The sequence below is a fragment of the Reyranella sp. genome, from assembly GCF_965229815.1.
GTDB lineage: Bacteria > Pseudomonadota > Alphaproteobacteria > Reyranellales > Reyranellaceae > Reyranella.
The window spans coordinates 1,274,541-1,295,295 of sequence record NZ_CBDDJN010000006.1 but is presented as its reverse complement, the minus strand read 5'-3'; the positions used below and the strand labels follow the sequence as shown (position 1 = coordinate 1,295,295).

The 20,755-nt window shown below is 71.0% G+C and carries 20 protein-coding genes; 6 read left to right on the top strand and 14 right to left on the bottom strand.

The features are described from left to right. Nucleotides 1-21: 21 nt before the first annotated feature. From rnr to ACO073_RS17510, 11 genes are all read right to left on the bottom strand, one after another. Complete coding sequence (gene rnr, locus ACO073_RS17560) at nt 22-2,283, bottom strand: ribonuclease R (protein WP_421998972.1); 2,262 nt, start codon at nt 2,281-2,283, stop codon at nt 22-24. Then, entirely contained in the window at nt 2,276-4,987 is a 2,712-nt protein-coding gene (gene topA, locus ACO073_RS17555; RefSeq protein ID WP_421998971.1) for a type I DNA topoisomerase, read from the bottom strand. The genes rnr and topA overlap by 8 nt, the downstream gene beginning before the upstream one ends. Nucleotides 4,988-5,038: 51 nt before the next feature. Beyond that, nucleotides 5,039-6,094 (bottom strand): DNA-processing protein DprA, encoded by a 1,056-nt coding sequence (gene dprA / locus ACO073_RS17550; RefSeq protein ID WP_421998970.1) that lies wholly within the window; start codon nt 6,092-6,094, stop codon nt 5,039-5,041. Between the two features lie 70 nt (nt 6,095-6,164). After that, nucleotides 6,165-7,355 (bottom strand): MFS transporter, encoded by a 1,191-nt coding sequence (locus ACO073_RS17545; RefSeq protein ID WP_421998969.1) that lies wholly within the window; start codon nt 7,353-7,355, stop codon nt 6,165-6,167. A gap of 206 nt (nt 7,356-7,561) precedes the next feature. Further along, the gene (plsY, locus tag ACO073_RS17540; RefSeq protein WP_421998968.1) at nt 7,562-8,179 is read right to left on the bottom strand and encodes a glycerol-3-phosphate 1-O-acyltransferase PlsY; all 618 of its coding nucleotides are present in this window, start codon (nt 8,177-8,179) and stop codon (nt 7,562-7,564) included. A 7-nt stretch (nt 8,180-8,186) separates the two neighbouring features. Continuing rightward, the gene (locus ACO073_RS17535; RefSeq protein ID WP_421998967.1) at nt 8,187-8,981 is read right to left on the bottom strand and encodes a hypothetical protein; all 795 of its coding nucleotides are present in this window, start codon (nt 8,979-8,981) and stop codon (nt 8,187-8,189) included. Between the two features lie 77 nt (nt 8,982-9,058). Beyond that, nucleotides 9,059-10,408, bottom strand: a complete 1,350-nt coding sequence (gene pyrC / locus ACO073_RS17530) for a dihydroorotase (RefSeq protein ID WP_421998966.1) — start codon at nt 10,406-10,408, stop codon at nt 9,059-9,061. A gap of 49 nt (nt 10,409-10,457) precedes the next feature. After that, the gene (locus tag ACO073_RS17525; protein ID WP_421998965.1) at nt 10,458-11,426 is read right to left on the bottom strand and encodes an aspartate carbamoyltransferase catalytic subunit; all 969 of its coding nucleotides are present in this window, start codon (nt 11,424-11,426) and stop codon (nt 10,458-10,460) included. A gap of 12 nt (nt 11,427-11,438) precedes the next feature. Next, on the bottom strand, nt 11,439-12,011 hold the full coding sequence (locus tag ACO073_RS17520) for a cysteine hydrolase family protein (protein ID WP_421998964.1): 573 nt from the start codon (nt 12,009-12,011) through the stop codon (nt 11,439-11,441). Continuing rightward, complete coding sequence (locus tag ACO073_RS17515) at nt 12,008-12,388, bottom strand: GFA family protein (RefSeq protein WP_421998963.1); 381 nt, start codon at nt 12,386-12,388, stop codon at nt 12,008-12,010. Before ACO073_RS17515 ends, ACO073_RS17520 begins: the two co-directional genes overlap by 4 nt. A gap of 1 nt (nt 12,389) precedes the next feature. Further along, nucleotides 12,390-13,595: a citrate/2-methylcitrate synthase gene (locus tag ACO073_RS17510; protein WP_421998962.1), complete on the bottom strand. Its 1,206-nt coding sequence runs from the start codon at nt 13,593-13,595 to the stop codon at nt 12,390-12,392. An 81-nt stretch (nt 13,596-13,676) separates the two neighbouring features. Between ACO073_RS17510 and ACO073_RS17505 the strand changes: the two genes are divergently transcribed. Both ACO073_RS17505 and ACO073_RS17500 read left to right on the top strand, forming a co-directional pair. Further along, complete coding sequence (locus ACO073_RS17505) at nt 13,677-14,762, top strand: citrate synthase/methylcitrate synthase (RefSeq protein WP_421998961.1); 1,086 nt, start codon at nt 13,677-13,679, stop codon at nt 14,760-14,762. A 166-nt stretch (nt 14,763-14,928) separates the two neighbouring features. After that, nucleotides 14,929-15,393, top strand: coding sequence for a hypothetical protein (locus ACO073_RS17500; RefSeq protein WP_421998960.1), 465 nt, complete (start codon nt 14,929-14,931; stop codon nt 15,391-15,393). On the opposite strand, the gene ACO073_RS17495 is transcribed toward ACO073_RS17500, so the two are convergent. Next, nucleotides 15,372-16,253 carry a phytanoyl-CoA dioxygenase family protein gene (locus ACO073_RS17495; RefSeq protein WP_421998959.1) on the bottom strand — a complete coding sequence of 294 codons (882 nt, stop codon included), beginning with the start codon at nt 16,251-16,253 and terminating at the stop codon, nt 15,372-15,374. The two genes, ACO073_RS17500 and ACO073_RS17495, sit on opposite strands and share 22 nt — an antisense overlap. Before the next feature lie 43 nt (nt 16,254-16,296). On the opposite strand from ACO073_RS17495, the gene ACO073_RS17490 reads away from it, so the two are divergent. Genes ACO073_RS17490 through ACO073_RS17475 form a run of 4 tightly spaced genes read left to right on the top strand, consistent with a single transcriptional unit; the run spans nt 16,297 to nt 19,310 of the window. Further along, nucleotides 16,297-16,929 carry a TIGR02466 family protein gene (locus ACO073_RS17490; protein WP_421998958.1) on the top strand — a complete coding sequence of 211 codons (633 nt, stop codon included), beginning with the start codon at nt 16,297-16,299 and terminating at the stop codon, nt 16,927-16,929. A 10-nt stretch (nt 16,930-16,939) separates the two neighbouring features. After that, nucleotides 16,940-17,752: an amidohydrolase family protein gene (locus ACO073_RS17485; RefSeq protein WP_421998957.1), complete on the top strand. Its 813-nt coding sequence runs from the start codon at nt 16,940-16,942 to the stop codon at nt 17,750-17,752. Continuing rightward, the gene (locus tag ACO073_RS17480) at nt 17,749-18,150 is read left to right on the top strand and encodes a hypothetical protein (RefSeq protein ID WP_421998956.1); all 402 of its coding nucleotides are present in this window, start codon (nt 17,749-17,751) and stop codon (nt 18,148-18,150) included. Before ACO073_RS17485 ends, ACO073_RS17480 begins: the two co-directional genes overlap by 4 nt. Next, nucleotides 18,147-19,310, top strand: coding sequence for a cytochrome-c peroxidase (locus tag ACO073_RS17475; protein WP_421998955.1), 1,164 nt, complete (start codon nt 18,147-18,149; stop codon nt 19,308-19,310). The genes ACO073_RS17480 and ACO073_RS17475 overlap by 4 nt, the downstream gene beginning before the upstream one ends. A 118-nt stretch (nt 19,311-19,428) precedes the next feature. Here ACO073_RS17475 and ruvX read toward each other — a convergent pair whose 3' ends face one another. Next, the gene (ruvX, locus tag ACO073_RS17470) at nt 19,429-19,911 is read right to left on the bottom strand and encodes a Holliday junction resolvase RuvX (protein WP_421998954.1); all 483 of its coding nucleotides are present in this window, start codon (nt 19,909-19,911) and stop codon (nt 19,429-19,431) included. 1 nt (nt 19,912) lies between these two features. Then, nucleotides 19,913-20,677, bottom strand: coding sequence for an alpha/beta hydrolase (locus ACO073_RS17465; RefSeq protein ID WP_421998953.1), 765 nt, complete (start codon nt 20,675-20,677; stop codon nt 19,913-19,915). Nucleotides 20,678-20,755 lie beyond the last annotated feature (78 nt).

Genomic DNA, 20,755 nt, shown 5'->3' with positions numbered 1-20,755 from the left:
CGGACAGGATGAGGCCTCGGCCTAGCGGCGTCGTCGCGACCCTTTGTCCCGAGCCGACCGGTGGTGCGCGACCGGACGCCGCGGCTCGCGTCGGATGCCGCGCGTCGCACGGGGCAAGGCATGCCGCTCGACGCGCTCGATCACCTCGACGATCTCGAACAGCAGCCCGCCGGTGGCGATGTCGGCCTCGACCAGCTTCAAGCGCAGGCGGTCGCCCAGCCCGAATGTCTCGCCGGTGCGTTCGCCGACCAGGACCTGGCGGCCCTCGTCGTGCCGGAAGAATTCCTGCCCGAGCGAGCGCACGGGGATCAGGCCGTCGGCGCCGGTGGCGTCGAGCTCGGCGAACAGGCCGAAGCGGGTGACGCTGGTGACGCGGCCGGGGAAGGTGGCGCCGACATGGCTGGACATGAAGGCGGCGACGTAGCGGTCCATCGCGCCGCGCTCGGCGGCAACGGCGCGCCGCTCGCACATCGACAGGTGCTCGCCGAACTCCGTGAAGCGGCCCTTGTCGGCGTCGGCCAGCCCGCCTTCGCCGAGGCCGAAGGCGGCGATCAGGGCGCGGTGGACGATCAGGTCGGGAAAGCGCCGGATCGGCGAGGTGAAATGCGCGTAGCGCGCCAGGGCGAGCCCGAAATGTCCGAGATTGTCGGGGCTGTAGACCGCCTGGCTCTGGCTGCGCAGCATCGTCTCGTTGACCAGCCGCGCGACGGGCTTGCCTTCGACCTGGTGAAGGACGCGGTTGAGATCGGCGGGCCGCAGCCGCGGCCCGGCCGGGAGGGAGACGCCGAGCGTTCCCAGGAACTCGCGCAGGCCCTCGATCTTGGCGGCGTCCGGCTGGTCGTGGACGCGATAGAGGCAAGGGCTGTGGCGCTGCTCCAGCGCCTGCGCCGCCGCCACGTTGGCCAGCACCATGAACTCCTCGATCAGGCGATGGCTGTCGAGCCGCTCGCGCACGCCGATCTCGGCGATGCGGCCGTCCTCGCCCAGCCTGACCTGGCGCTCGGGCAGGTCGAGGTCGAGGGCGCCGCGCTTGTCGCGTGCCGCCAGCAGGACACGGAAGGCGCCGTAGAGCGGCCGCACGACGCGCTCCATCAGGGGCGCGATCTCGGCGTCCGGCGCGCCGTCCTGGGCGCGCTGCACGCGGTTGTACGTGAGCCGCGCCGCCGAGCGGATCATGGCGCGATGGAAGCGGTGGCGCTTCAGGTGCCCGGCGCCGTCGATCCACATTTCGGCGACCAGCACCGGCCGGTCCTCGCCGGGCACCAGCGAGCACCAGTGGTTGGAGAGTGCCTCGGGCAGCATGGGCACGACGCGGTCGGGGAAGTAGACCGAGGTGCCGCGCCGGTAGGCGGCGCGGTCGAGCGGCTTGTCGTGGCGCACGTACCAGGCGACATCGGCGATCGCGACCAGCAGGCGCCAGCCGCCGGGATGCTCGGGATCGGGCTCGGCATAGACCGCGTCGTCGAAGTCGCGCGCATCCTCGCCGTCGATCGTGACCAGCGGCGTGTCGCGCAGGTCGAGCCGGTGGCCGAGCGGCGCGGCGCGGGCGCGCTCGGCCTCCTCCAGCGCCGCCGGCGGGAACTCGACGGGGATGTCGTTGGCGGCGATGGCGATCAGGCTCACGGTGCGCGGGTCGCTCATCGGGCCGATGCGCTCGACGACGCGGGCGCGGCGCGACAGCGCGCCGCCGGTCGCCTCGACCCAGACGATGTCGCCGGGCTCGGCGCCGTTGCGGTCGGCCGGGCGGACCTCGAAGCTCTGCCGGACCTTGCGGTCGGTCGGGCTCACCAGCCCCATCCCGTCGCCGCCCGCCGGCTGCTCGTAGAGGCCGAGGATGCGGCGCGGTCCGCTGCCCAGGCGGCGGATGATGCGCGCCTCGTAGGCGTCCTTGCCGCGGCGCTTGAGGTTGGCCAGGACCCGGTCGCCGACGGCCGGCGCGGGACCGCCGCGGACGGCCTGCGGCGCGATCTCGATGCGCGGCGGCGGCCCGTCCTTCTCCTCGTCGTGCTTGCGCGGTACCGCGATCAGGTGGCCGTCGCCGTCGACGCGCACGATCTCCAGCACCGCGACGTCGCTGAGCGCGGCGGGATCGCGGAAGGTCTTGGCGCGGTCGGCCTCGATCTCGCCCGAGTCGCGCAGCTCGCGCAGCAGCGCCTTGAGCTCGATGCGCTGGTCGCCCTTGAGGTTCCAGGCGCGGGCGATCTCGCGCTTGCCGACGGGCGTAGCGCTCTCGCGGATGAAGGTCAGCAGTTCGTCGCGGGTGGGAACCCGCCCCTTAGCCATCTGTTCCGGTGCGGGGCGGGGTGTCGGACTTCGACTTGCGCCGTGCGTTGGGCTTGGGCGCTGATTTCTTTTTGGCAGTTTTTGGTTTCGCTTTCGTATCGTTGGCCGACGCGGCTCCAGCCGCGCCGTTGGCATCACTCTTGGCCTTCGCCGCCTTCTTCGTCCGTGCAGGCTTCTTGCCGCCGCCCTTGGCGGCGCGCTCGGCGAGAAGGGCGACGGCCTGGTCGAGGGTGAGCTCCTCGACCTTGAGGTCGCGCGGGACGGTGGCGTTGACGCCGCCGTGCTTCACGTAGGGACCGTAGCGGCCCTCGTAGAGTTCGACCGGCGCCTCGTCGGACGGATGGTTGCCGATCGTGCGGACCGGCTTGGCGGCCCGGCCGCGGCCGGCGCTCTTGGCCTCGGCCAGCAGCGCCACGGCTCGGTTCATGCCGATGTCGAGAACGCTCTCGTCGGCGGGGATCGTCTTGTACTTGCTGCCGTGGCGGACGTACGGCCCGAACCGGCCGGTGCCGGCCAGCACGGGCTCGCCATCCTCGGGATGGGGGCCGAGTTCGCGCGGAAGCGACAGAAGCGCCAGCGCCTTCTCGAGGGTCACGTCGTCGGGCGTCATGCCGCGCAGCAGCGACTGCCGCTTGGGCTTCTCCTTGCCCTCGGGCTCGCCGAGCTGGACGTAGAGGCCGTAGGGGCCGTTGCGCAGGGTCACTTCCTTGCCCGTGGCGGGATCGGTGCCCAGCACACGCGGCTTGTCGAGGTTGGCGCCGGAGGAGGCGTCGGCCTCGGCGTCGACGATCCCGAGCTTGCGCGTGAAGCGGCACTCCGGATAGTTCGAGCAGCCGATGAAGGCGCCGAACTTGCCGAGCTTGAGCCCGAGCCGGCCGTTGCTGCAGGACGGGCAGTCGCGCGGGCTCTTGCCATTGTCGTTGGCCGGGAAGAAGTGCGGACCCAACTCGGCGTCGAGCTTGTCCAGCACCTCGCTGACACGCAAATCCTTGGTTTCGCCGACCGCCGCGGAGAACTGCCGCCAGAATTCGCGCAGCACCTGGCGCCAGTCGATCTTGCCGTCCGAAATCTCGTCGAGCTCATCCTCGAGATGGGCGGTGAAGTTGTATTCGACGTAGCGCGGGAAATAGGTCTGCAGGAAGGCGGTGACGATGCGGCCGCGATCCTCCGGCACGAAGCGCTTGCGATCGAGGCGGACGTAGTTCCGCCGCTGCAGGACCTCGATGATGCTGGCATAGGTCGAGGGCCGGCCGATGCCGAGTTCCTCGAGCTTCTTGACCAGGCTCGCTTCGGAATAGCGCGGCGGCGGCTCGGTGAAGTGCTGCTCGGGCAGGACCTCGCGCCGCTCCAGCGCCTCGTCGGGCGCGACGTCGGGGAGGAGGGCGTTGCCGTCGTCGTCCTCGGAGGTCTCGTCCTTGCCTTCCTCGTACAGGGTGAGGAAGCCGTTGAACTTCACGACCGAGCCGGTGGCGCGCAGTTGCACGGTCTTGTCGCCGCTCGCGATGTCCACCGTCACCTGGTCGAGCACGGCGCTTTCCATCTGGCTGGCGACGGTGCGCTTCCAGATCAGCTCGTAGAGGCCGAGCTGGTCCCTGTCGAGGTAGGCGGCCACGTCCTGCGGCGTGCGGAAGAGGTCGGTGGGGCGGATGGCCTCGTGCGCCTCCTGGGCGTTCTTGGCCTTGGAGGTGTAGACGCGCGGGCTGGCGGGCAGGTAGCTCTGGCCGTAGCGGCTCTCGATGAGCCGCCGCGTCTGGCCGATCGCCTCGGGGGCGAGCTGCACGCCGTCGGTGCGCATGTAGGTGATGAGGCCGACCGTCTCGCCGCCGATGTCGACGCCCTCGTACAGCTTCTGGGCGATGCGCATGGCGGTGGCGGCGCCGAGGCCGAGCTTGCGCGAGGCCTCCTGCTGCAGGGTCGAGGTGATGAAGGGCGGCGGCGGGTTGCGCCGGACCTGGCGCCGGTCGACCGAGGCCACGGAGTAGGCGCGCCGCTCGATCTGCTGCTTCGCCTGCTCGGCCCGCTCGCGCGTCGGCAGATCGAACTTGTCGAGCTTGCGGCCGTCGAGATGGGTCAGGCGGGCCTTCAGCGTCTGCTTCTTGGCCGTGCCGAACAGCACGTCGACCGTCCAGTATTCCTGGCTCTTGAAGACCTCGATCTCGGCCTCGCGCTCGCAGATCAGGCGCAGCGCCACGGACTGCACGCGGCCGGCCGAACGGCTGCCCGGCAGCTTGCGCCACAGCACGGGCGACAGCGTGAACCCGACGAGATAGTCGAGGGCACGGCGCGCCATGTAGGCGTCGATCAGGTCCTGGTCGAGGTCGCGCGGATGGGCGACCGCGTCGAGCACCGACTGCTTGGTGATGGCGTTGAAGGTGACCCGCTTCACGTCGACGCCGTCCAGCGCCCTCTTGCGCTTGAGTACGTCGCGGACATGCCAGGAGATGGCCTCGCCCTCGCGATCCGGGTCGGTCGCGAGGAAGAGCCGGCCGCCCTTGCTGATCGCCTGGGCGATGGCGTCGAGGCGCTTCTGCGACTGGGAATCGACCTCCCAGTCCATGGCGAAGTCCTCGTCGGGGCGCACCGATCCGTCCTTGGCCGGCAGGTCGCGGACATGACCATAGGAGGCCAGCACGGTGTAGCCGGGGCCGAGATACTTCCCAATGGTCTTTGCCTTGGCCGGGGACTCGACGACCAGTACGTCCATCGCCGGATAATGCTCCAGTTTGACTTTAGGATCCGGAGCTAAATCACTGATCTAGATCAGAGATACACGGTTACCCCGGTGCCTTTCCAAGCGGCCCTCAAGCTCCAGCGCCAGGAGGATCTCCGCTACGGTGGCCGCGGACACTTGGCATCGGCGTACCAGTTCGTCAACCGCAGTGGGGACGGGGCCGAGGGCGGAGAGGACATCGGCCGCCTCCGGCGTAGGGTTATTTTTTCGTGGTTTTTCAACAGGGTGGCTGGCTGTCCGTGGCCGCTGGAGCACGCTCAGAATATCGTTGCCGTCGCGCACCAGAATGGCCCCGTCGCGGATAAGGGCATTGGATCCGGCGTAGCGCGGGTCGAGCGGGGAGCCGGGGACTACGAAGACGTCGCGGCCCTGCTCGGCGGCGCGATGGGCCGTGATCAGGGACCCCGAGGCGGCGGCGGCCTCGAGGACCACGACGCCCAGCGACAGGCCGCTCACGATGCGGTTGCGCCGGGGAAAGGCGCGCGCGATGGGGCGGGTGCCCCAGGGGGCTTCGGCCAGGAGCAGGCCGCGGCGGCGGATGGCCTCGTGCAGGTCGGCGTTCCGGGGCGGATAGACCTGGTCGATGCCGCCGGCCAGCACCGCGATCGTTCCCGTCTCCAGGGCCGACCGGTGGGCGGCGGCGTCGATGCCGCGGGCGAGCCCCGAGGCGATGGTCAACCCCGAGGCGCCCAGCGCGGCGGCGAGCTCGCCCGCCAACCGGCAGGCGGCGAGCGACGCTTCGCGGGCGCCGACGATGGCGACGACGGGGGTGGCGAGCAGCGCCATGTTGCCGATCGCCGACAGGACGGGAGGTGCATCCGGCAGCGCCGCCAGGGAAGCCGGGTAGAGCCGATCGCCCACGACCAGGAACCGTCCGCCGGCGCCGTGGAGGGCGGCTTCCTCACGGGCGATCGTCTTCTCGCCGACGGTCGGCAGCCGGGTGCAGGCGGCTCGGGCCGAGCCGAAATGGTCGACGGCCTCGCGAAACGTGACCGGCCCTATGCGCGGGCTTCGCGCCAGCCGGAGCCGCGCCCGCCGTTCACCGGGATCGAGCTCGGAAGCGGGAGGGCCGTCGAACATGCGTCGACAATACCCTTGTATACGCGATCGGTAAATCTACCGGTGATTGTAAATCGCCGCGATCTCCCGATCAGGACGCGCGGCGGCGGTTCCACAGCGCTCCCGCCGCGGCGGCCAGCGCCAGCAGGGCGGCGAGGGGGCCGAACCCCTCGAAGCCCACCCATCCGATCATGGTCGCGCCCAGCGCGGCGGCGCCGATCCAGCCGACGCTGGCCGAGGTGCCGTTCAGGCCGAGCACCGTGCCGCGCACGTCGTCCGGCACCGCGGCAAGGGACGCCATGTAGGACGGTCGCCCGAGCGCGTTAAGCAGCACGTAGACGAAGCCCAGCGCGACGGAGACTTCGAGGCGCGGATGCCAGAGGAAGAGGGCCAGCGCGGCGACGCCTGACAGCGCCATGGCGACCGCGAAGGTCAGCAGCCGGTCGCGCAGCCGGTCCGCGAGCTGCCCGCCCAGGATCGTGCCGGCGACGTTGCCGATGGCGAACACCGCCAGCGGGAGCGCGATCTCGATCAGCGACAGGTGATAGGTCGATTCGAGGAAGGTGGCGAAGTAGACGGCGGCGAGCCCGTAGCAGATCCGTTCGGCCACGCCGGTGCCGAGAAGTCCCAGCACCCGGCGCGACAGGGCCCGCCGGAGCGGCGGCCGCGCTGCGGCGCGCATATGGCCCGCCGTGCCGCGCCCGACGGTGGCGAACAGGCAGAGGCTGGCCAGAAGCGCGAAGCCGCCGACGCAGAGTAGCCAGCCGCGCCAGCCCACGAAGGCGCCGACCGCCGCCGCCATCGGCATGCCGACCAGCAGAGTCAGCGACTGGCCGCTCATCACCCAGCCCAGCGCGCGGCCGCGCTGGCTGTCGGGCACCCGGCCGGAGACCTCGGCGAACACCACGCCGGTGAAGGCGCCGGCGCAGCCGCCGCCCATCGCCGCCCACAGGGCGACCCAGCCGAAGGAGCCGGCCGCGGCCTGCGCGGCGAGGGTGAGGGCGAGGGCGAACAGCGCCCCGACCAGCACGGGGCGGCGACCGACGCGGTCGGACAGGTATCCGGCCAGCGCCGAGACGGTGCCCCAGGCCGTGGCCGTCAGGGTCACGAGATTGGCGACGAGCGGCATGCTGATGCCGAGGTCGTCCGACATCGACAGCAGGAAGGGGGCCCGCGTCGTGCCACTCGAGCTGGCGGCGAACGAACCGAGGCATGCCGCTGCGATCAGGGCCCACGGAAGGGCAGCCTGGCCCTTCGTCGGCGCGGCGCTGGAAGCGGTCATCCGGGCGGGCAGCTGTCGCGGCGTACTGTCAGCGGCCTGACCGCCGACGGGCGGGTGGCGGCGTATCGGGGCTCAGGCGCGCGCGGGCGGGCTTCTTCATGGCCGCGGGAGACTGCCCGAAAGGCCGGTGCGACAACAGGGAACTCGATGCATAGGTCCCCGGAGCAGAGGGCGTGGCAGGTGCTCCGGACTGCGCCCCGACGACCTCAGGCGCCCGACGCGGAGGCCTTGCCGCGCTGGCCGATCCGCGGCTCGTCGCCCTGCAGGAGACGCGCGATGTTCTCGTGATGGCGCAGCCAGACGAGCGGCACGAGCAGGGTGAGAAGGAAGGCGGCGCGGGAATCGGTCAGGAACCACGCCGAGACGGCAGCGACGGCGACGCTGACCAGGGCGGCGAGCGAGGAGTAGCGGAAGGCCGCGGCGATCGCGAGCCAGGTCGCGCAGGCGATGGCGCCGACCGGCCACGACAGGCCCCACATGATCCCGAGCGTGGTGGCCACGCCCTTGCCGCCGCGGAAGGACAGCCAGACCGGGAACATGTGGCCGATCACGGCGCCCGCGGCGGCGCCGACGGCGGCGAGCTGGCCCATCTGGGCGGCGATGAGCACCGCCGCCACACCCTTCAGCGCATCGAGCAGCAACGTCGCGGCGGCCAGGCTCTTGCGGCCGGTGCGCAGCACGTTGGTGGCGCCGATGTTGCCGGAGCCGACCTTGCGGATGTCGCCGAGGCCCGCGGCGCGCGTCAGCAGCAGGCCGAACGGGATAGAGCCCAGCAGATAGCCCAGCAGGAAGGGACCCAGCAGCAGGACGAGGGTCGAGATCATGAAGGCGTCACGGGCTCATGAGCTTGCAGTTGCTCGCGTCGACGTAAGAGGTGGTCGGCGGGCCGATGAGCTCGGTCGAGATCTGCTCGCCCGGCTGGATCATGATCGGCCCGAGATAGTCGGTCGTGACCGCCCGGCCGGCGTTCATGAAGGTGCACTCGGCCTGGGTGCTGATCGGGTTGCCGGTGTTCGACGTGAGCGTCACGGTCACCTGCCAGTAGCGCGAGGCACCATAGGTGAGGTTGTTGGCGGCGAGCGTCACGAGCGGCCGCGGCGACGACGAATAGGGGATGGGGCGCGGCCCGGTGCGCCGCAGCTGCGGCTGCGGCTTGGGGCCGAGGGATTCGCCCGGCCGATAGCTCGAGGTGCGGGGATCGAAGGCGGCGTTGGGGTCCTGCGGCTGCGACGCCGGCGCGCCTGCGCCCAGCGTGGCGACTCCGCCGCCCGGCACGCCGAGCGGCTGCGGGTTCAGCGGCTCGGAACTGATCGCCGAGCCGCCCGACGACGGCATGAGCGGGGTCGGCTGGGACTGGTGGGTCGACTGGAGCGGGGTGGGCGTGATCGCCGGGGCGGGAGCGGCCGCCGCGGGGGCCGCCGCCGCGGCCGGCGGCGTCACGCCGCCCACCTGGGTCTGCAGGCGGTCGAAGCAGGACAGGCGCTGCTGCGTGTCGGCGATCTCGCTGCAGATCTGGATGTGGCGGGTCAGGGCGTCGAGCAGGTCGTCGCGCCCGCGCTGCTGCGCTGCGCTGGTGCCGGCGAACGCGACGCCGGCGATGCCGAGAAGAAGGGTCTGTCGAAGCATCGTGCCATGGCCTGATGTGAGGGGTCCGGCGACCATAGCAGAGGAAACGGCGGTTTGAAGGCGGCTTTTCGGCGCCGTCAGGCGGCGTTGGCCGTGGCCGCGAAGGCGTGGTCGCGATAGATGGTGCGGCCGGCGACGATGGTGGCCATCACCCGGCCCTGCACCGGCCGCTCGTCGAACGGCGTGTTCTTGGTCTTGCTCCACAGCTCGGTGCGCTCGACCCGCCAGGCAAGGTCGGGATCGAAGACGACCAGGTCGGCGGGGGCGCCCTTGGCCAGCCGGCCGCCGGGAAGGCCGAACAGGCGGGCCGGCGTGCTGGCCAGGCGCTGGAAGAGCTGCGGCAGGGTGAGCTCGCGATTGTGCACCAGCTCGAGGGAGATCGGCAGCAGGGTCTCGAGCCCGATGCCGCCCGGCTCGGCCTGCGCGAAGGGCACGCGCTTGCTGTCCTGGTCCTGCGGCCGGTGGTCGGAGACGATGGCGTCGATCGTGCCGTCCCTGAGGCCGGCGACGACGGCCAGCCGGTCCCTCTCGGCGCGCAGCGGCGGCACCAGCTTGCCGAAGGTGCGGTAATCGCCGACCGCGAGCTCGTTCAGCGCGAAGTAGGGCGCGGCCGTGTCGCAGGTGATGCGCAGGCCGCGCGCCTTGGCGGCGGCGACGGCGGCCACGGACTCGGCGGTCGAGATCTTGGTCAGGTGCAGGCGCCCGCCGGTCATCTCGGCGAGGCGGATGTCGCGCTCGACCATCATGACCTCGGCCAGCGGCGGCACGCCGGCCAGGCCGAGACGTGTCGCCGTCTCGCCGCTCGTCATGTGCCCGCCCGAGAGGGTCGGTTCCTGCGGCAGGTGCACGATCAGCGCGTCGAATGCCTTGGCATAGTAGAGCGCCCGCCGCAGCACCTGGGCATTGCCTACCGCATGGTCGGCGTCGGTGAAGGCGAGCGCACCGGACTCGGCCAGCAGGCCGATCTCCGCCAGTTCCTTGCCTTCGAGGCCGACCGTCAGCGCGCCATAGGCGTACATGTTCGTGAGCTTGATCTGGCGGGCACGGCGGGCGACGAACTCGATCAGCGAGGCATCGTCGAAGGGCGGCTCGGTGTCCGGCAGCAGCACCAGCGAGGTGATGCCGCCCACCGCGGCGGCAGCGCCGGCGCTCTCCAGCGTCTCCTTGTGCTCCTCGCCCGGCTCGCCGGTATGCACGCGCGTGTCGACCAGGCCCGGCGCCAGGCACAGGCCGTGGCAGTCGACCGACTGGATGCCGTAGGGCGCGCCCGAGGCGAACAGGTTGGGCCCGAAGTCGGCGATCTTGCCGTCGCTGATCAGGACGGCGCCGCGATAGTCGGCGTCGGCCGTCGGATCGACGATATGGGCATTGATGAAGGCGGTGGAACCGCTGTGGGGCGGTGCCAGCCGGTCGATGCTGCCGCTCATGGCCACGGATATGCCTCCGGTGACGCCGTCGCCTGGATCGCCGCGCCGGTCATGCCGCGGCTCCCGACAGCGCGTTGCGGCGGCCGCCGATCAGGGCGTCGAGGCAGGCCATGCGCACGGCGACGCCCATCTCGACCTGCTCGTGGATGACCGAGCGGTCGAGGTCGTCGGCGACTTCCGAATCGATCTCGACGCCGCGGTTCATCGGGCCGGGATGCATGATCAGGGCGTCGGGCTTGGCGAACTTCAGCTTCTCGTGGTCGAGCCCGAAGAAGTGGAAATACTCGCTGATCGACGGCACGAACGATCCCTGCATGCGCTCGGTCTGCAGGCGCAGCATCATGACGATGTCGACGTCCTTGAGCCCTGTCTTCATGCTGTAATGGACCTCGACGCCCATCCGGTCGATGTCGGTCGGCATCAGGGTCGGTGGGCCGACGACCCGCACGCGGGCGCCCATGATCTGCAGCAGGTGGATGTTCGAGCGCGCGACCCGGCTGTGCATGATGTCGCCGCAGATCGCCACCAGCAGGCCTTCCAGGCTGCCGCGGCGCCGGCGGATGGTCAGGGCGTCGAGCAGGGCCTGGGTCGGGTGCTCGTGCTGCCCGTCGCCGCCGTTGATGACGGCGCAGTTGATCTTCTGCGACAGGAGATTGACGGCGCCGGATTCGCTGTGCCGCACCACGATGGCATCCGGCCGCATGGCGTTCAGCGTCATGGCGGTGTCGAGCAGCGTCTCGCCCTTGCGCACGGAGGAGGTGGCGACGTCCATGTTGATCACGTCGGCGCCCAGCCGCTTGGCCGCGACCTCGAAGCTGGTGCGCGTGCGGGTCGAGTTCTCGAAGAACAGGTTGATGACGCTGCGGCCGGCCAGGACGTCTCGCCTTTTGTCGATGGATCGGTTCTGGTCGATGTAGGTTTCGGAAAGGTCGAGGAGGCCCGAAATAACGTCGGGCGTAAGTCCCTCGATGCCGAGCAGATGGGGCAACCTCGGCACGCCCACGCGTTTTCTTGTCACTAAAGCGCGACGTTAAGCACGCCGGTGCGGCGGTCGCAAGGCGGCGATCTGGTGGATAACAGAGTCGGTGGGAAGAACGTGCGCCGGGCCGCGCGGCGCCAGGAAATCCGCCCAGATCGCGTTGTGGTGCTCGATGATCTTGACGGCCGGCAGGTGGGGCCGGTCGGCGGTCGTATGGCCGTCCGACGGGACCGTCGTGGACAGGCCGCGCGCCAGGGCGCTCCGCACCGTCGTGTCGACGCAGTAGTCGGTCGCACAGCCGGTAACGATCACGCCGTCGATGCCGGCCTTGTGCAGATGGGCGGCAAGCCCGGTATCGAGAAAGGAATCGCAGGATCTCTTGTGGATGACGGCATCGTCACGCCGGACATCGAGGTCTGGCAGCAGGCGCCAGCCCGGGCGGCCGGGTTCGTGAGCGTCGCCGGGCGGGCCGTCGTGCTGGATGAAGACGACGGCGCCGCCGCTGTCGCGCACCGCCGAGGCGAGGTCGTTGAGGCGGGCTACCAGGCCCGCCGCGTCGTGCCGCGGGCTGTCCGGGCCGAACGAGCCCTGCTGCATGTCGATGACGATCAGGGCGTGCTTCATGGCCCGCTTCCCTGGCCTGCCGGCAGATCGAGCCACGAGATCCGCTCCTCGCCGAAGGCCTGGCCGGTCGGCGCCAGGTCGGCCGGATCGTCGAACGCGCCGACATGGAGATGAATCTCGCCCGGCCAGCGGTCGCCCTCGTAGGTCAGGGTCGAGCCGCAACGCGCGCAGAAGCCGCGACGGACGCCTGGCGAGGACTCGTAGAAGGCGAGCGGCGCCCCCGTGAACCGGACCTTCGACGTTTCGAATCCGGCGTAGGCAGCGACGGGTGCGCCGGTGTGCCGGCGGCAGCTCCCGCAATGGCAGTAGGCCGTCCACTTCGCGGAGCCTTCGGCGACGAAGCGGACATCGCCGCAGAGACAGCGTCCTTGCCTCATTTCACCCTCCAGGCCGGGGACCTGTATAGCGCGCGCGCGGCCGGATCAATGCGCCATGCGCCGATTGCTCCAGCGCATGGGCGATCCAGCCGACGGTGCGGCCGAGCAGGAACAGCGCGAGGGCGGAATCGCGCGGAAGGCCGAGCACCCGCTGCACGACCACCGTGGTGAAGTCGATGTTCGGCTTGCGGTCGATCAGGCGCTCGACGGCGGCGGCGAGCCGTTCGGCGAAGGCGAGCTCGGGCGAGTCCGGCACGGTCTCGCGCAGCAGCGCGAGCAGGGTGGCGGCCCGCACGTCGCCGTCGGGATAGAGCTGATGGCCGAAGCCCGGGATGAAGACGCGGTCGCGCACGCGCTGGGCCAGATCGGCGTCGAGATCCCGTGTCTCCCTCAGATCGTCGAACAGGCCGGCGACGCGCCGCGTGAGACCGCCGTGGCGCGGCCCGTTCAGGGCGGCCAACCCGGCCATCGTGGCGCCGTAGAGGTTGGCGCCGGTCGAGGCGACGACGCGGGCCGCGAAGGCCGAGGCGTTGAACTCGTGGTCGGCCGACAGGACCAGGGCCGCGCGTAGCAGCGGCGCGTGGGCGGGCTTCACCCGCCAGGCGGCGGCCAGCTGCTCGTGCACCGGCCGCGCGGAGAGCGGCCGGGCCGTCACTGCGGCGGCGAGCAGGCGCAGGACGCGCACGCCGGTCTCGAGCATCGCCGACCGGTCCTCCACCCAGCTCGGATGGTCGAGGGCGGCCGCGGCCGGCAGCAGGACGAGGCAGCGGTCGACGGGTGCCAGGGTGGCGGCCGCGAGCCAGGCACGGCGCAGCGCGACCGACAGGGGCGGCAGGTTGCTTTCGGCGAAGGGACGGTCGTCGCAATCCCACAGGAGGCGCGCCGCATCCTCGAGCGAGACCGTACGGGCGAGGTCGCTGGCGTCCCGGCCGCGATAGAACAGGCGGCCGTCCTCGATCAGCGTCAGGGCCGATTCGAGCACGGGAGTGCCGAAGTCGAGCGCATGGTTGGCGATCGATTCGGCCTTGCGGCCGATGTCGCGCCGGCGCTTCAGGCGGGCCACGTCATCGGCTCGGTAGCGGCGCTCGCGGCGGCCCTCGACGGCTTCCGACCGCAGCAGGCCGCGGCTGACATAGGCGTAGAGGGTGGCGGCCGACACGCCGAGGCGGCGGGCGGCCTCGCGGGAGTTCAGCAGTTCGTTGGCCATCCTGTATATTGATCAATGTAATCAAGATTGACAATATATTCGGTGACGCCCAACCCTCCGCAGAGAAGCGAGGAGGGACGAATGTTGCTGACACGGGTGAACAGCGGGCTCGACGGAGTCGTCGTGGCGGATACGGCGATGAGCGAGGTCGACGGCGAGGCCGGCCGCCTGATCGTGCGCGGCCATGCGATCGAGGAACTGGCGGCGACCCGCGGCTTCGAGGGCGTGGCGGCCCTCCTGTGGGAGGGCTTCGGTGAAGGCGGGGGCGACGCCGCCGCCGTCCGCTCCGGGCTCGCGGCCGCCCGCCAGCGGGCCTTCGCCGATGTCCCGAAGCTGCTGGCGGCCAGCCGCGGCCTGACGCCGGTCGAGGCCCTGCGGGTGGGAATCGGCCTGCTGCCCGACAGCGAGACCCTGCCGCACCACCATCTGGCCTGCGGCGCCATGCCGGTGTTCCTGGCAGCCCTGCTCAACGCCGAGAAGGGCGCCGCCGCGGTCGCGCCCGACCCGTCGCTGACGACGGCGCAGGATTTCCTGCGCATGGTGCGCGGCCGCCGGGCCGACGCCGTGTTCGAGACGGCGCTGGACACCTACCTCGCGACCGTGGCGGATCACGGCTTCAACGCGTCGACCTTCACCGCCCGCGTGGTCGCCTCGACCCGGGCCGGCCTGATCTCCTCGGTGCTGGCTGCGCTCTGCGCGCTCAAGGGACCGCTGCACGGCGGCGCCCCGGGACCGGTGCTCGACATGCTGGACGAGATCGGCGACGCGGGGCGAGCCGAGGCGTGGTTCGACGATGCCTTCGCCAAGGGCACGACGCTGATGGGCTTCGGCCATCGCATCTACAAGGTGCGCGATCCGCGCGCCGACGTGCTGAAGGCCGCGGTCGCGACCCTGCCGGCGACGGCCGGGCGCCTGTCCTATGCTTCTGCGGTCGAGCAGGGCGCCATCGCGGCCCTGCGGCGTCACAAGCCGGGTCGCCGCCTCGACACCAATGTCGAGTACTACACCGCCTTGCTGCTCGAGGCGCTGGAGATCCCGCGCAGCGCCTTCACCGCGCTGTTCGCCGTCGGCCGCACGGCAGGCTGGTGCGCCCACATCTTCGAGCAGGAGAAGGGCGGCCGCATCATCCGGCCGCAGTCGAACTACGTCGGTCCCCGGCCGCAGTAGCGCGCTGCGCGGAGCGTCGACTCCGGGCTCAGGCGGGTCGCTTCACCGAACTGCCGCGCCAGCTCCGGGCGCGGGTGCCGCTGGCGTCGAAGACCCAGAGGATCACGTCGCCGCCCGCCGGCGTGAACCGCACGGTGAAGTGGCGGCGCCAGAAGCTGCCGTCGGCATGGGCGAACAGCGCCTCGGTGCCCAGGACGTCGCGCCCGACCGTGAGTGTCGCCTGGCGGGGCCCGTACGGTTCGTCGTCGCCTTCCAGTCTCGCGACGCCGTCGGCCAGCGGTCCGAAGCGCAGCGTCTCGCCGCCCTCGGCCGTCTGCAGGGGTCCCTTGTCGATCCACAGGCGGACCGCGACGCGCCGGTCGGTGGCGCCGATGTCGAACCGGACGCCGAACGGCGCGCGGCTGTCGAGATCGGCATGGGGGATCTTGGGCGGCGGGAAGATGTCCTCCAGCGGTATCGATCCGTAGAACCGCGCCGCGCCCTCGTAGCGGCCGGGCCAGGCATCATCCAGCCCGGACCGGGCACGCGCCGTCGATGGCAGCAGGAGGGCGGCGCCGCCCGCGAGGAAGAGGCGGCGGGGGACGGGATCGTCCTGTCGCCGCCGCCCGCTCAGTGCCGCGCCTCGGCGTAGGTCTCGAAGAAGCGCCGCCCGGCGCCGCGCTGGTTCTCGTAGATCGACCCCTGGTGGTCGGCGGCGGGCAGGGGCATGCGCACCGGCGCCGGCACCACGCGAGGCTCGATCGTCGGCTCGCCGAGCACCATGCGGTCGTTGAACTCGCCGAAGTCGGCCACGCCCATCAGCGGCCAGGCGTCTGCCGCGGCGTATTCGTGCAGCAGCAGGCGGCGCTGCCGATTCGAACGGTTGAGCGCCGAGCCGTGCACCAGCCTCACGTGATGGATGGTCATCGACCCGGCGGGTCCGGTGAGTGGCACGGCCGTCGCGAGGTCGAGCGGGCAGGCCGCCGGATCCAGGGCGCCGCAGAAGCGGCCGTCGGCATGATGATCCCAGGTCGGGCCGCGATGGCTGCCGGGGACGACCATGAGCGGCCCGTTGTCGACGTCGCAGTCGTCCAGGTAGATGCCGGTCGCCAGCACGTCGTCGTTGGTGTGGGGATAGAAGGCCCAGTCCTGGTGCCATTCGACCGGCGAGCCGTAGCCGGCCGACTTCATGTTGAGCTTGCCGCCGTGCAGGCGGATGGCCGGTCCCAGCAGCGACGACAGGAGCGTCGTGATCGCGGGGTCGCGCGCCAGGGCATGGAAGAAGGCGTAGCGCCTGAAGATCGCGGGCTTGAGCCGGCGCACGCGCGGCAGCGCGGCGCTGTGGCTGGGCTCGAGATCGTAGAGCTCGTCGTTGGCGGCGACGCCGCGCGCCTCGCCGACGATGCGGTCGGTGAGGGCGCGCAGCTCGGCGAGCTGTTCGCCCTGGATGAGGCGCGGGATGACCAGGTAGCCGTCGCGCCGATAGGCCTCGATCTGCTGATCGCTGAGCATCGTGAACCATAGCATGGTCCGCCGGCTTTGCGGATAATCGCGCATGACGATCCGCGCCCTTTTCCCGACCCTGGTCTTGAAGCAGCCGCTCGAAACCCGGGGTCAATCCCGATTGAACCAGGACCTGGCCGACGAATGCCGGTCGCTGGCTGCCTCCGACGCCACCGGCCGGCGCTGGTCGGCCGACAACTATCCCGGCGGCTACACGTCCTACGGCTCGCTCGACCGGATGCATCTCGTGTCGTCGCTGTTCGCGCGGCTCCGCCGCCTGATCGACCCGCAGGTCAGGAGCTTCGCCCGCGCCCTTCACTACGACCTGCGCGGCCGCACGCTCGGCATGACCGACTGCTGGGCCAACGTCATGCCGGCCGGGGTCATGCATTCGTTCCACCTGCACCCGATCTCGTTCATCAGCGGCACCTACTATGTCGAGGTGCCGAAGGGCGCGGGCGCGCTGAAGTTCGAGGATCCGCGGCTGGCGCTGCACATGGCGGCCCCGCCGCGCCGCGCCGACGCCCCCGAGGCCTTTCGTCCCTTCGTGAGCCTGCCGGCCCGTCCCGGCGACCTCGTCCTGTTCGAAAGCTGGTTGCGGCACGAGGTGCCGCCGGCGCGCTTCTCCGGGGAGCGCATCTCGATTAGCTTCAACTACGGCTGGACCGCGCGGGTCCGCCGGTGACGGAGCGCCGATGCGTACCTTTTCTCTCCTTCTCGTCCTCCTGTCCGCCGCCGCGCCCGCCGCGGCCGATCAGGAACTGCCGATCTTCGATGCCCATCTGCACTACAGCCACGATGCCTGGCAGGTCGTGCCGCCGGCACAGGTCGTGCAGATACTGGAAAAGGCTGGAATCCGGCGGGCCATGGTCTCCAGCTCCAACAACGAAGGCACGCAGATGCTCCTCGACGCGGCGCCCGGGGTCATCGTGCCCGAGCTGCGGCCCTATCGCTCGCGCGGCGAGCTCTCGACGTGGGTGCGGGACACGTCGGTGATTCCTTTCCTCGAGGGCATGCTGGCGCGCCGCAAGTACGTCGCGATCGGCGAGTTCCACGTCTACGGCGCCGACGCCGACCTGCCGAACGTGCGCCAGGTCGTGGCCCTCGCACGCAAGCACGGCCTCTACCTCCATTCGCACTCCGACGCGGACGCCGTCGTCCGGCACTTCGAGCAGGATCCCGCCGCCCGCGTGCTGTGGGCGCATTCCGGCTTCGAACGGCCGGAGAAGATCCGCGAGATGCTTCGGAAATACCCGACCCTGTGGTGCGATCTCGCCTTCCTCACCGCCCATGCCAGCGACGGCAAGGTGGCGCCCGGATGGCGCGAGGCGTTCCTCGAATTTCCCGACCGGTTCGTGCTCGGCACCGACACCTTCACGCCCGAGCGCTGGCACTACGTGATCGAGAACGCGCGGTGGTCGCGGCGCTGGCTGGCCGACCTGCCGCCCGACGTGGCGCGCAAGATCGCCCACGAGAACGGCGAGCGGCTGTTCGGCGGCCGGCAATGAAGCTTGCCCTCGTCGCCGCTTTCGTGATTGCCGCCCTGCCGGCGCGCGCCGACTGTCCGCTCGACCTCGGACATGGCACGGGGCTGGTGGTGTTCTCCGACCACTACATGGTCGCCTTCCGTCCGGAGCCGCTGCACATCGAGGTCGGCGAGCCTTTCTCGCTGCTGTTCAATGTCTGCACCAAGCGCGACAACCCCGCCGAGCTGGTCGCGGTCGACGCCGTGATGCCGGAACACAAGCACGGAATGAACTACCGCCCGACCATCGTGTCGCTCGGCGAGGGCCGCTTCCGGGTCGACGGGATGATCTTCCACATGCCGGGACGCTGGGAGATCTCCTTCGATGTCCGGGCCGGCGAGGAGAGCGAGCGGCTGTCGCACGAGGTCATCGTCAAGTGAGGGGGCTGGCGCTGGCGGCGATGCTGCTGGCGGTCGCAGCTCCCGCCCATCCCCAGCCGGCGCCGGCCTGGTCGACGGAGGAGATCGCCGCGATCGGGCGCCACGGCCCGTGGCCGCCGGCGCCGGCGCGCGATCCTTCCAACCGCGTCTCCGGCAATCCGGCCGCCATCGCCCTCGGCGAGCATCTGTTCAACGACGCCAGGCTCTCGGCCGGCGGGGATATGAGCTGCGCCACCTGCCACCGGCCGGAGCGGAACTGGAGCGACGGCCGGGTCCGCGCCGTCGGTATCGGCGAACTCGACCGTCGGACCCAGTCGCTGTGGAACGTGGGTTTCGGGCACTGGTTCGGCTGGGACGGAGCGGGCGATTCGCTGTGGGCCCAGTCGATCCGGCCGCTGCTTGACCCGCGCGAGATGGCGGTCGACGCGGCGCGCGTCGCCGCGACGGTGCGTGCCGACGCCGCGCTAGCCTGCGGCTACCAGCGGGCCTTCGGCCAATCGCCGGGCGGCGACGACGAGAAGGTCCTCGTGGACGCGGCCAAGGCGATGGCCGCCTTCATCGCGACGCTGGTCAGCCCGCGCACGCCGTTCGATTCGTTCCGCGACGCCTTGCTGGCTGGCGACGCCGAAGGGGCGGCGCGCTATCCCGCCGCGGCCGGGCGAGGTCTGAAGATCTTCCTGGGCGCCGGCTGTGCCACCTGCCACTTCGGGCCGCGCTTCACCAACGGCGAGTTCGGCGACGTCGGCGTTCCCTTCTTCACCGGGCCGGGGGAAGTCGATGCGGGCCGCTTCGACGGGCTCGCGCGGCTGGCGGACAGCCGGTTCAACCTGCTGGGGCCGCACAACGACGATGCCTCGGGCGCGAGCGCGCGGCGGACGCGACACGTCCGCCGCCAGCACAGCAACTTCGGCGAGTTCCGGGTGCCGGCGCTGCGCCAGGCCGGCGAGGGTCCGTTCATGCACAATGGCCGCTTCGCCGGGCTGGCGGACGTCGTCGAGCACTATTCCGAAGTAAGCCCCGACCGCCTGCACAGCGATGCCCTGCCGCTGGTGCGGCCGCTCCACCTGTCGACGGGCCAGCGCGACGATCTCGTCGCCTTCCTGCGCTCGCTGTCGGCCGACCCGCCGCCGAGACCGTCACCGGCGCCACTCTGCCCCTGATCAATCACCGTCTTGCCGCGAGCGCGGATTTGGAGCGCGGACCTCCAGGTCCGCTCAAGAGTCGTGATGCGGACCTGGAGGTCCGTGCTCCGATAGTTCTCAAGCTCCTCGTGGCCCTCTAGGAAGCCTCGCGCAGGCGGGCGATCGCCGATTCGAGGATCCACGCGGCCGCCGCGGCATCGACCCGTTCCGCCCGCTTGGCCCGGCTCATGTCGTAATCCTCGATCATGCCTCGCGTCACCGCGGCGGTGCTGAGCCTTTCGTCCTGGAACAGGACAGGCAGGCGCGACAGCGACGGCGGCGCGTGGCGCTCGATGTTGGCCGCGAACTGACGCACCGACTGGCAGCGCGGTCCCTCGCTGCCGTCCATGTTGAGCGGGAGGCCGATCACCAGCGCCGCGATCTGGTGCCGCGCCGCAAGCTCGGCGAGGGTGCCGAGATCGGCGGCGAGCTTGCTGCGGCGCAGGGTGGTGACCGGCGTCGCCAGCATGCGCAGCGCATCGGAGGTCGCGATGCCGATGGTCTTGCTGCCGACGTCGAGCGCCATCAGCCGGCCGGCCGGCACTGCGTCGCTGAAGCCCGGAAAGTCGAGCACCGGCATCTCAGGTCGCCTTTCCCTCGAGCCAGGCGACCGTGTCGCCGGCGATCCGCTCCCAGCCCGGCTGGCCGAGGACCCAGTGCCCGCCGGGGTAGCGCAGGAAGTCCGACGCGTGACCGAAGCGCCGCGCCGTGCGCTGCACTACGTCGGGCGGCACGAGCCGGTCCTGCTCGGCGGCCACGAACAGCAGCGGCACCGTGACCAGGCGGGGATCGATGTCGGCCGCCCGCGGGCGCGCGAGCCAGGGGAGGCCGAGCTCAAGCAGGGCCCGTCCCGAATCGTGGACGAAGCCGGCATGGCACTCGCTGCCTTCGCGCGGGTCGGTCGTGTTGAACGTGTGCGACAGGGCCTCGCGCAGGGTTGCGCGGTGCGGCTTGCGCCACCAGCCCCATCGCGTCTCGATGCGAGCGAACGCCAGCACGTTCGACGGGCGCAAGGCCAGCACGCCGGCGGGCGGTGCCGGTGTCAGGAGGACGCCGGCCGTGGCGAGGCCGCGGGCACAGAGCATCAGGGCGAGCAGCCCGCCCATCGAATGGCCGATGACGACCGGCTTCTCCGGCAGGGATCGCAGCTCGGCCTCGAGATCCGACGCATAGTCGAGCAGGCTCGTCGTCCCCAGAGCCGGCGGCGGGTCGAGGGTGGGCGCATCGTGGTGACGCAAGGCCGGCGCCAGGGTGCGCCAGCCGCGCTCTTCGAGGAACGGGCGCCAGTTGTGCCACACGTCAGGGGTGGCCCACATGCCGTGAATGAAGACTGCCAACCGGGCCATGGTCGAGGTTATAAGGCGAGGGGGCCAATCGGTCGACACGGCCCCGCACGCGCATCCCAGTCGGAGCAGACCCGCCAG

Bases quoted from the DNA above. Each gene is read 5' to 3' on its own strand.
- rnr (WP_421998972.1), bottom strand. From the start codon at position 2,283: ATGGCTAAGGGGCGGGTTCCCACCCGCGACGAACTGCTGACCTTCATC.
- topA (WP_421998971.1), bottom strand. From the start codon at position 4,987: ATGGACGTACTGGTCGTCGAGTCCCCGGCCAAGGCAAAGACCATTGGG.
- dprA (WP_421998970.1), bottom strand. From the start codon at position 6,094: ATGTTCGACGGCCCTCCCGCTTCCGAGCTCGATCCCGGTGAACGGCGG.
- ACO073_RS17545 (WP_421998969.1), bottom strand. From the start codon at position 7,355: ATGACCGCTTCCAGCGCCGCGCCGACGAAGGGCCAGGCTGCCCTTCCG.
- plsY (WP_421998968.1), bottom strand. From the start codon at position 8,179: ATGATCTCGACCCTCGTCCTGCTGCTGGGTCCCTTCCTGCTGGGCTAT.
- ACO073_RS17535 (WP_421998967.1), bottom strand. From the start codon at position 8,981: ATGCTTCGACAGACCCTTCTTCTCGGCATCGCCGGCGTCGCGTTCGCC.
- pyrC (WP_421998966.1), bottom strand. From the start codon at position 10,408: ATGAGCGGCAGCATCGACCGGCTGGCACCGCCCCACAGCGGTTCCACC.
- ACO073_RS17520 (WP_421998964.1), bottom strand. From the start codon at position 12,011: ATGAAGCACGCCCTGATCGTCATCGACATGCAGCAGGGCTCGTTCGGC.
- ACO073_RS17515 (WP_421998963.1), bottom strand. From the start codon at position 12,388: ATGAGGCAAGGACGCTGTCTCTGCGGCGATGTCCGCTTCGTCGCCGAA.
- ACO073_RS17510 (WP_421998962.1), bottom strand. From the start codon at position 13,595: ATGGCCAACGAACTGCTGAACTCCCGCGAGGCCGCCCGCCGCCTCGGC.
- ACO073_RS17505 (WP_421998961.1), top strand. From the start codon at position 13,677: ATGTTGCTGACACGGGTGAACAGCGGGCTCGACGGAGTCGTCGTGGCG.
- ACO073_RS17500 (WP_421998960.1), top strand. From the start codon at position 14,929: ATGGGCGAACAGCGCCTCGGTGCCCAGGACGTCGCGCCCGACCGTGAG.
- ACO073_RS17495 (WP_421998959.1), bottom strand. From the start codon at position 16,253: ATGCTCAGCGATCAGCAGATCGAGGCCTATCGGCGCGACGGCTACCTG.
- ACO073_RS17490 (WP_421998958.1), top strand. From the start codon at position 16,297: ATGACGATCCGCGCCCTTTTCCCGACCCTGGTCTTGAAGCAGCCGCTC.
- ACO073_RS17485 (WP_421998957.1), top strand. From the start codon at position 16,940: ATGCGTACCTTTTCTCTCCTTCTCGTCCTCCTGTCCGCCGCCGCGCCC.
- ACO073_RS17480 (WP_421998956.1), top strand. From the start codon at position 17,749: ATGAAGCTTGCCCTCGTCGCCGCTTTCGTGATTGCCGCCCTGCCGGCG.
- ruvX (WP_421998954.1), bottom strand. From the start codon at position 19,911: ATGCCGGTGCTCGACTTTCCGGGCTTCAGCGACGCAGTGCCGGCCGGC.
- ACO073_RS17465 (WP_421998953.1), bottom strand. From the start codon at position 20,677: ATGGCCCGGTTGGCAGTCTTCATTCACGGCATGTGGGCCACCCCTGAC.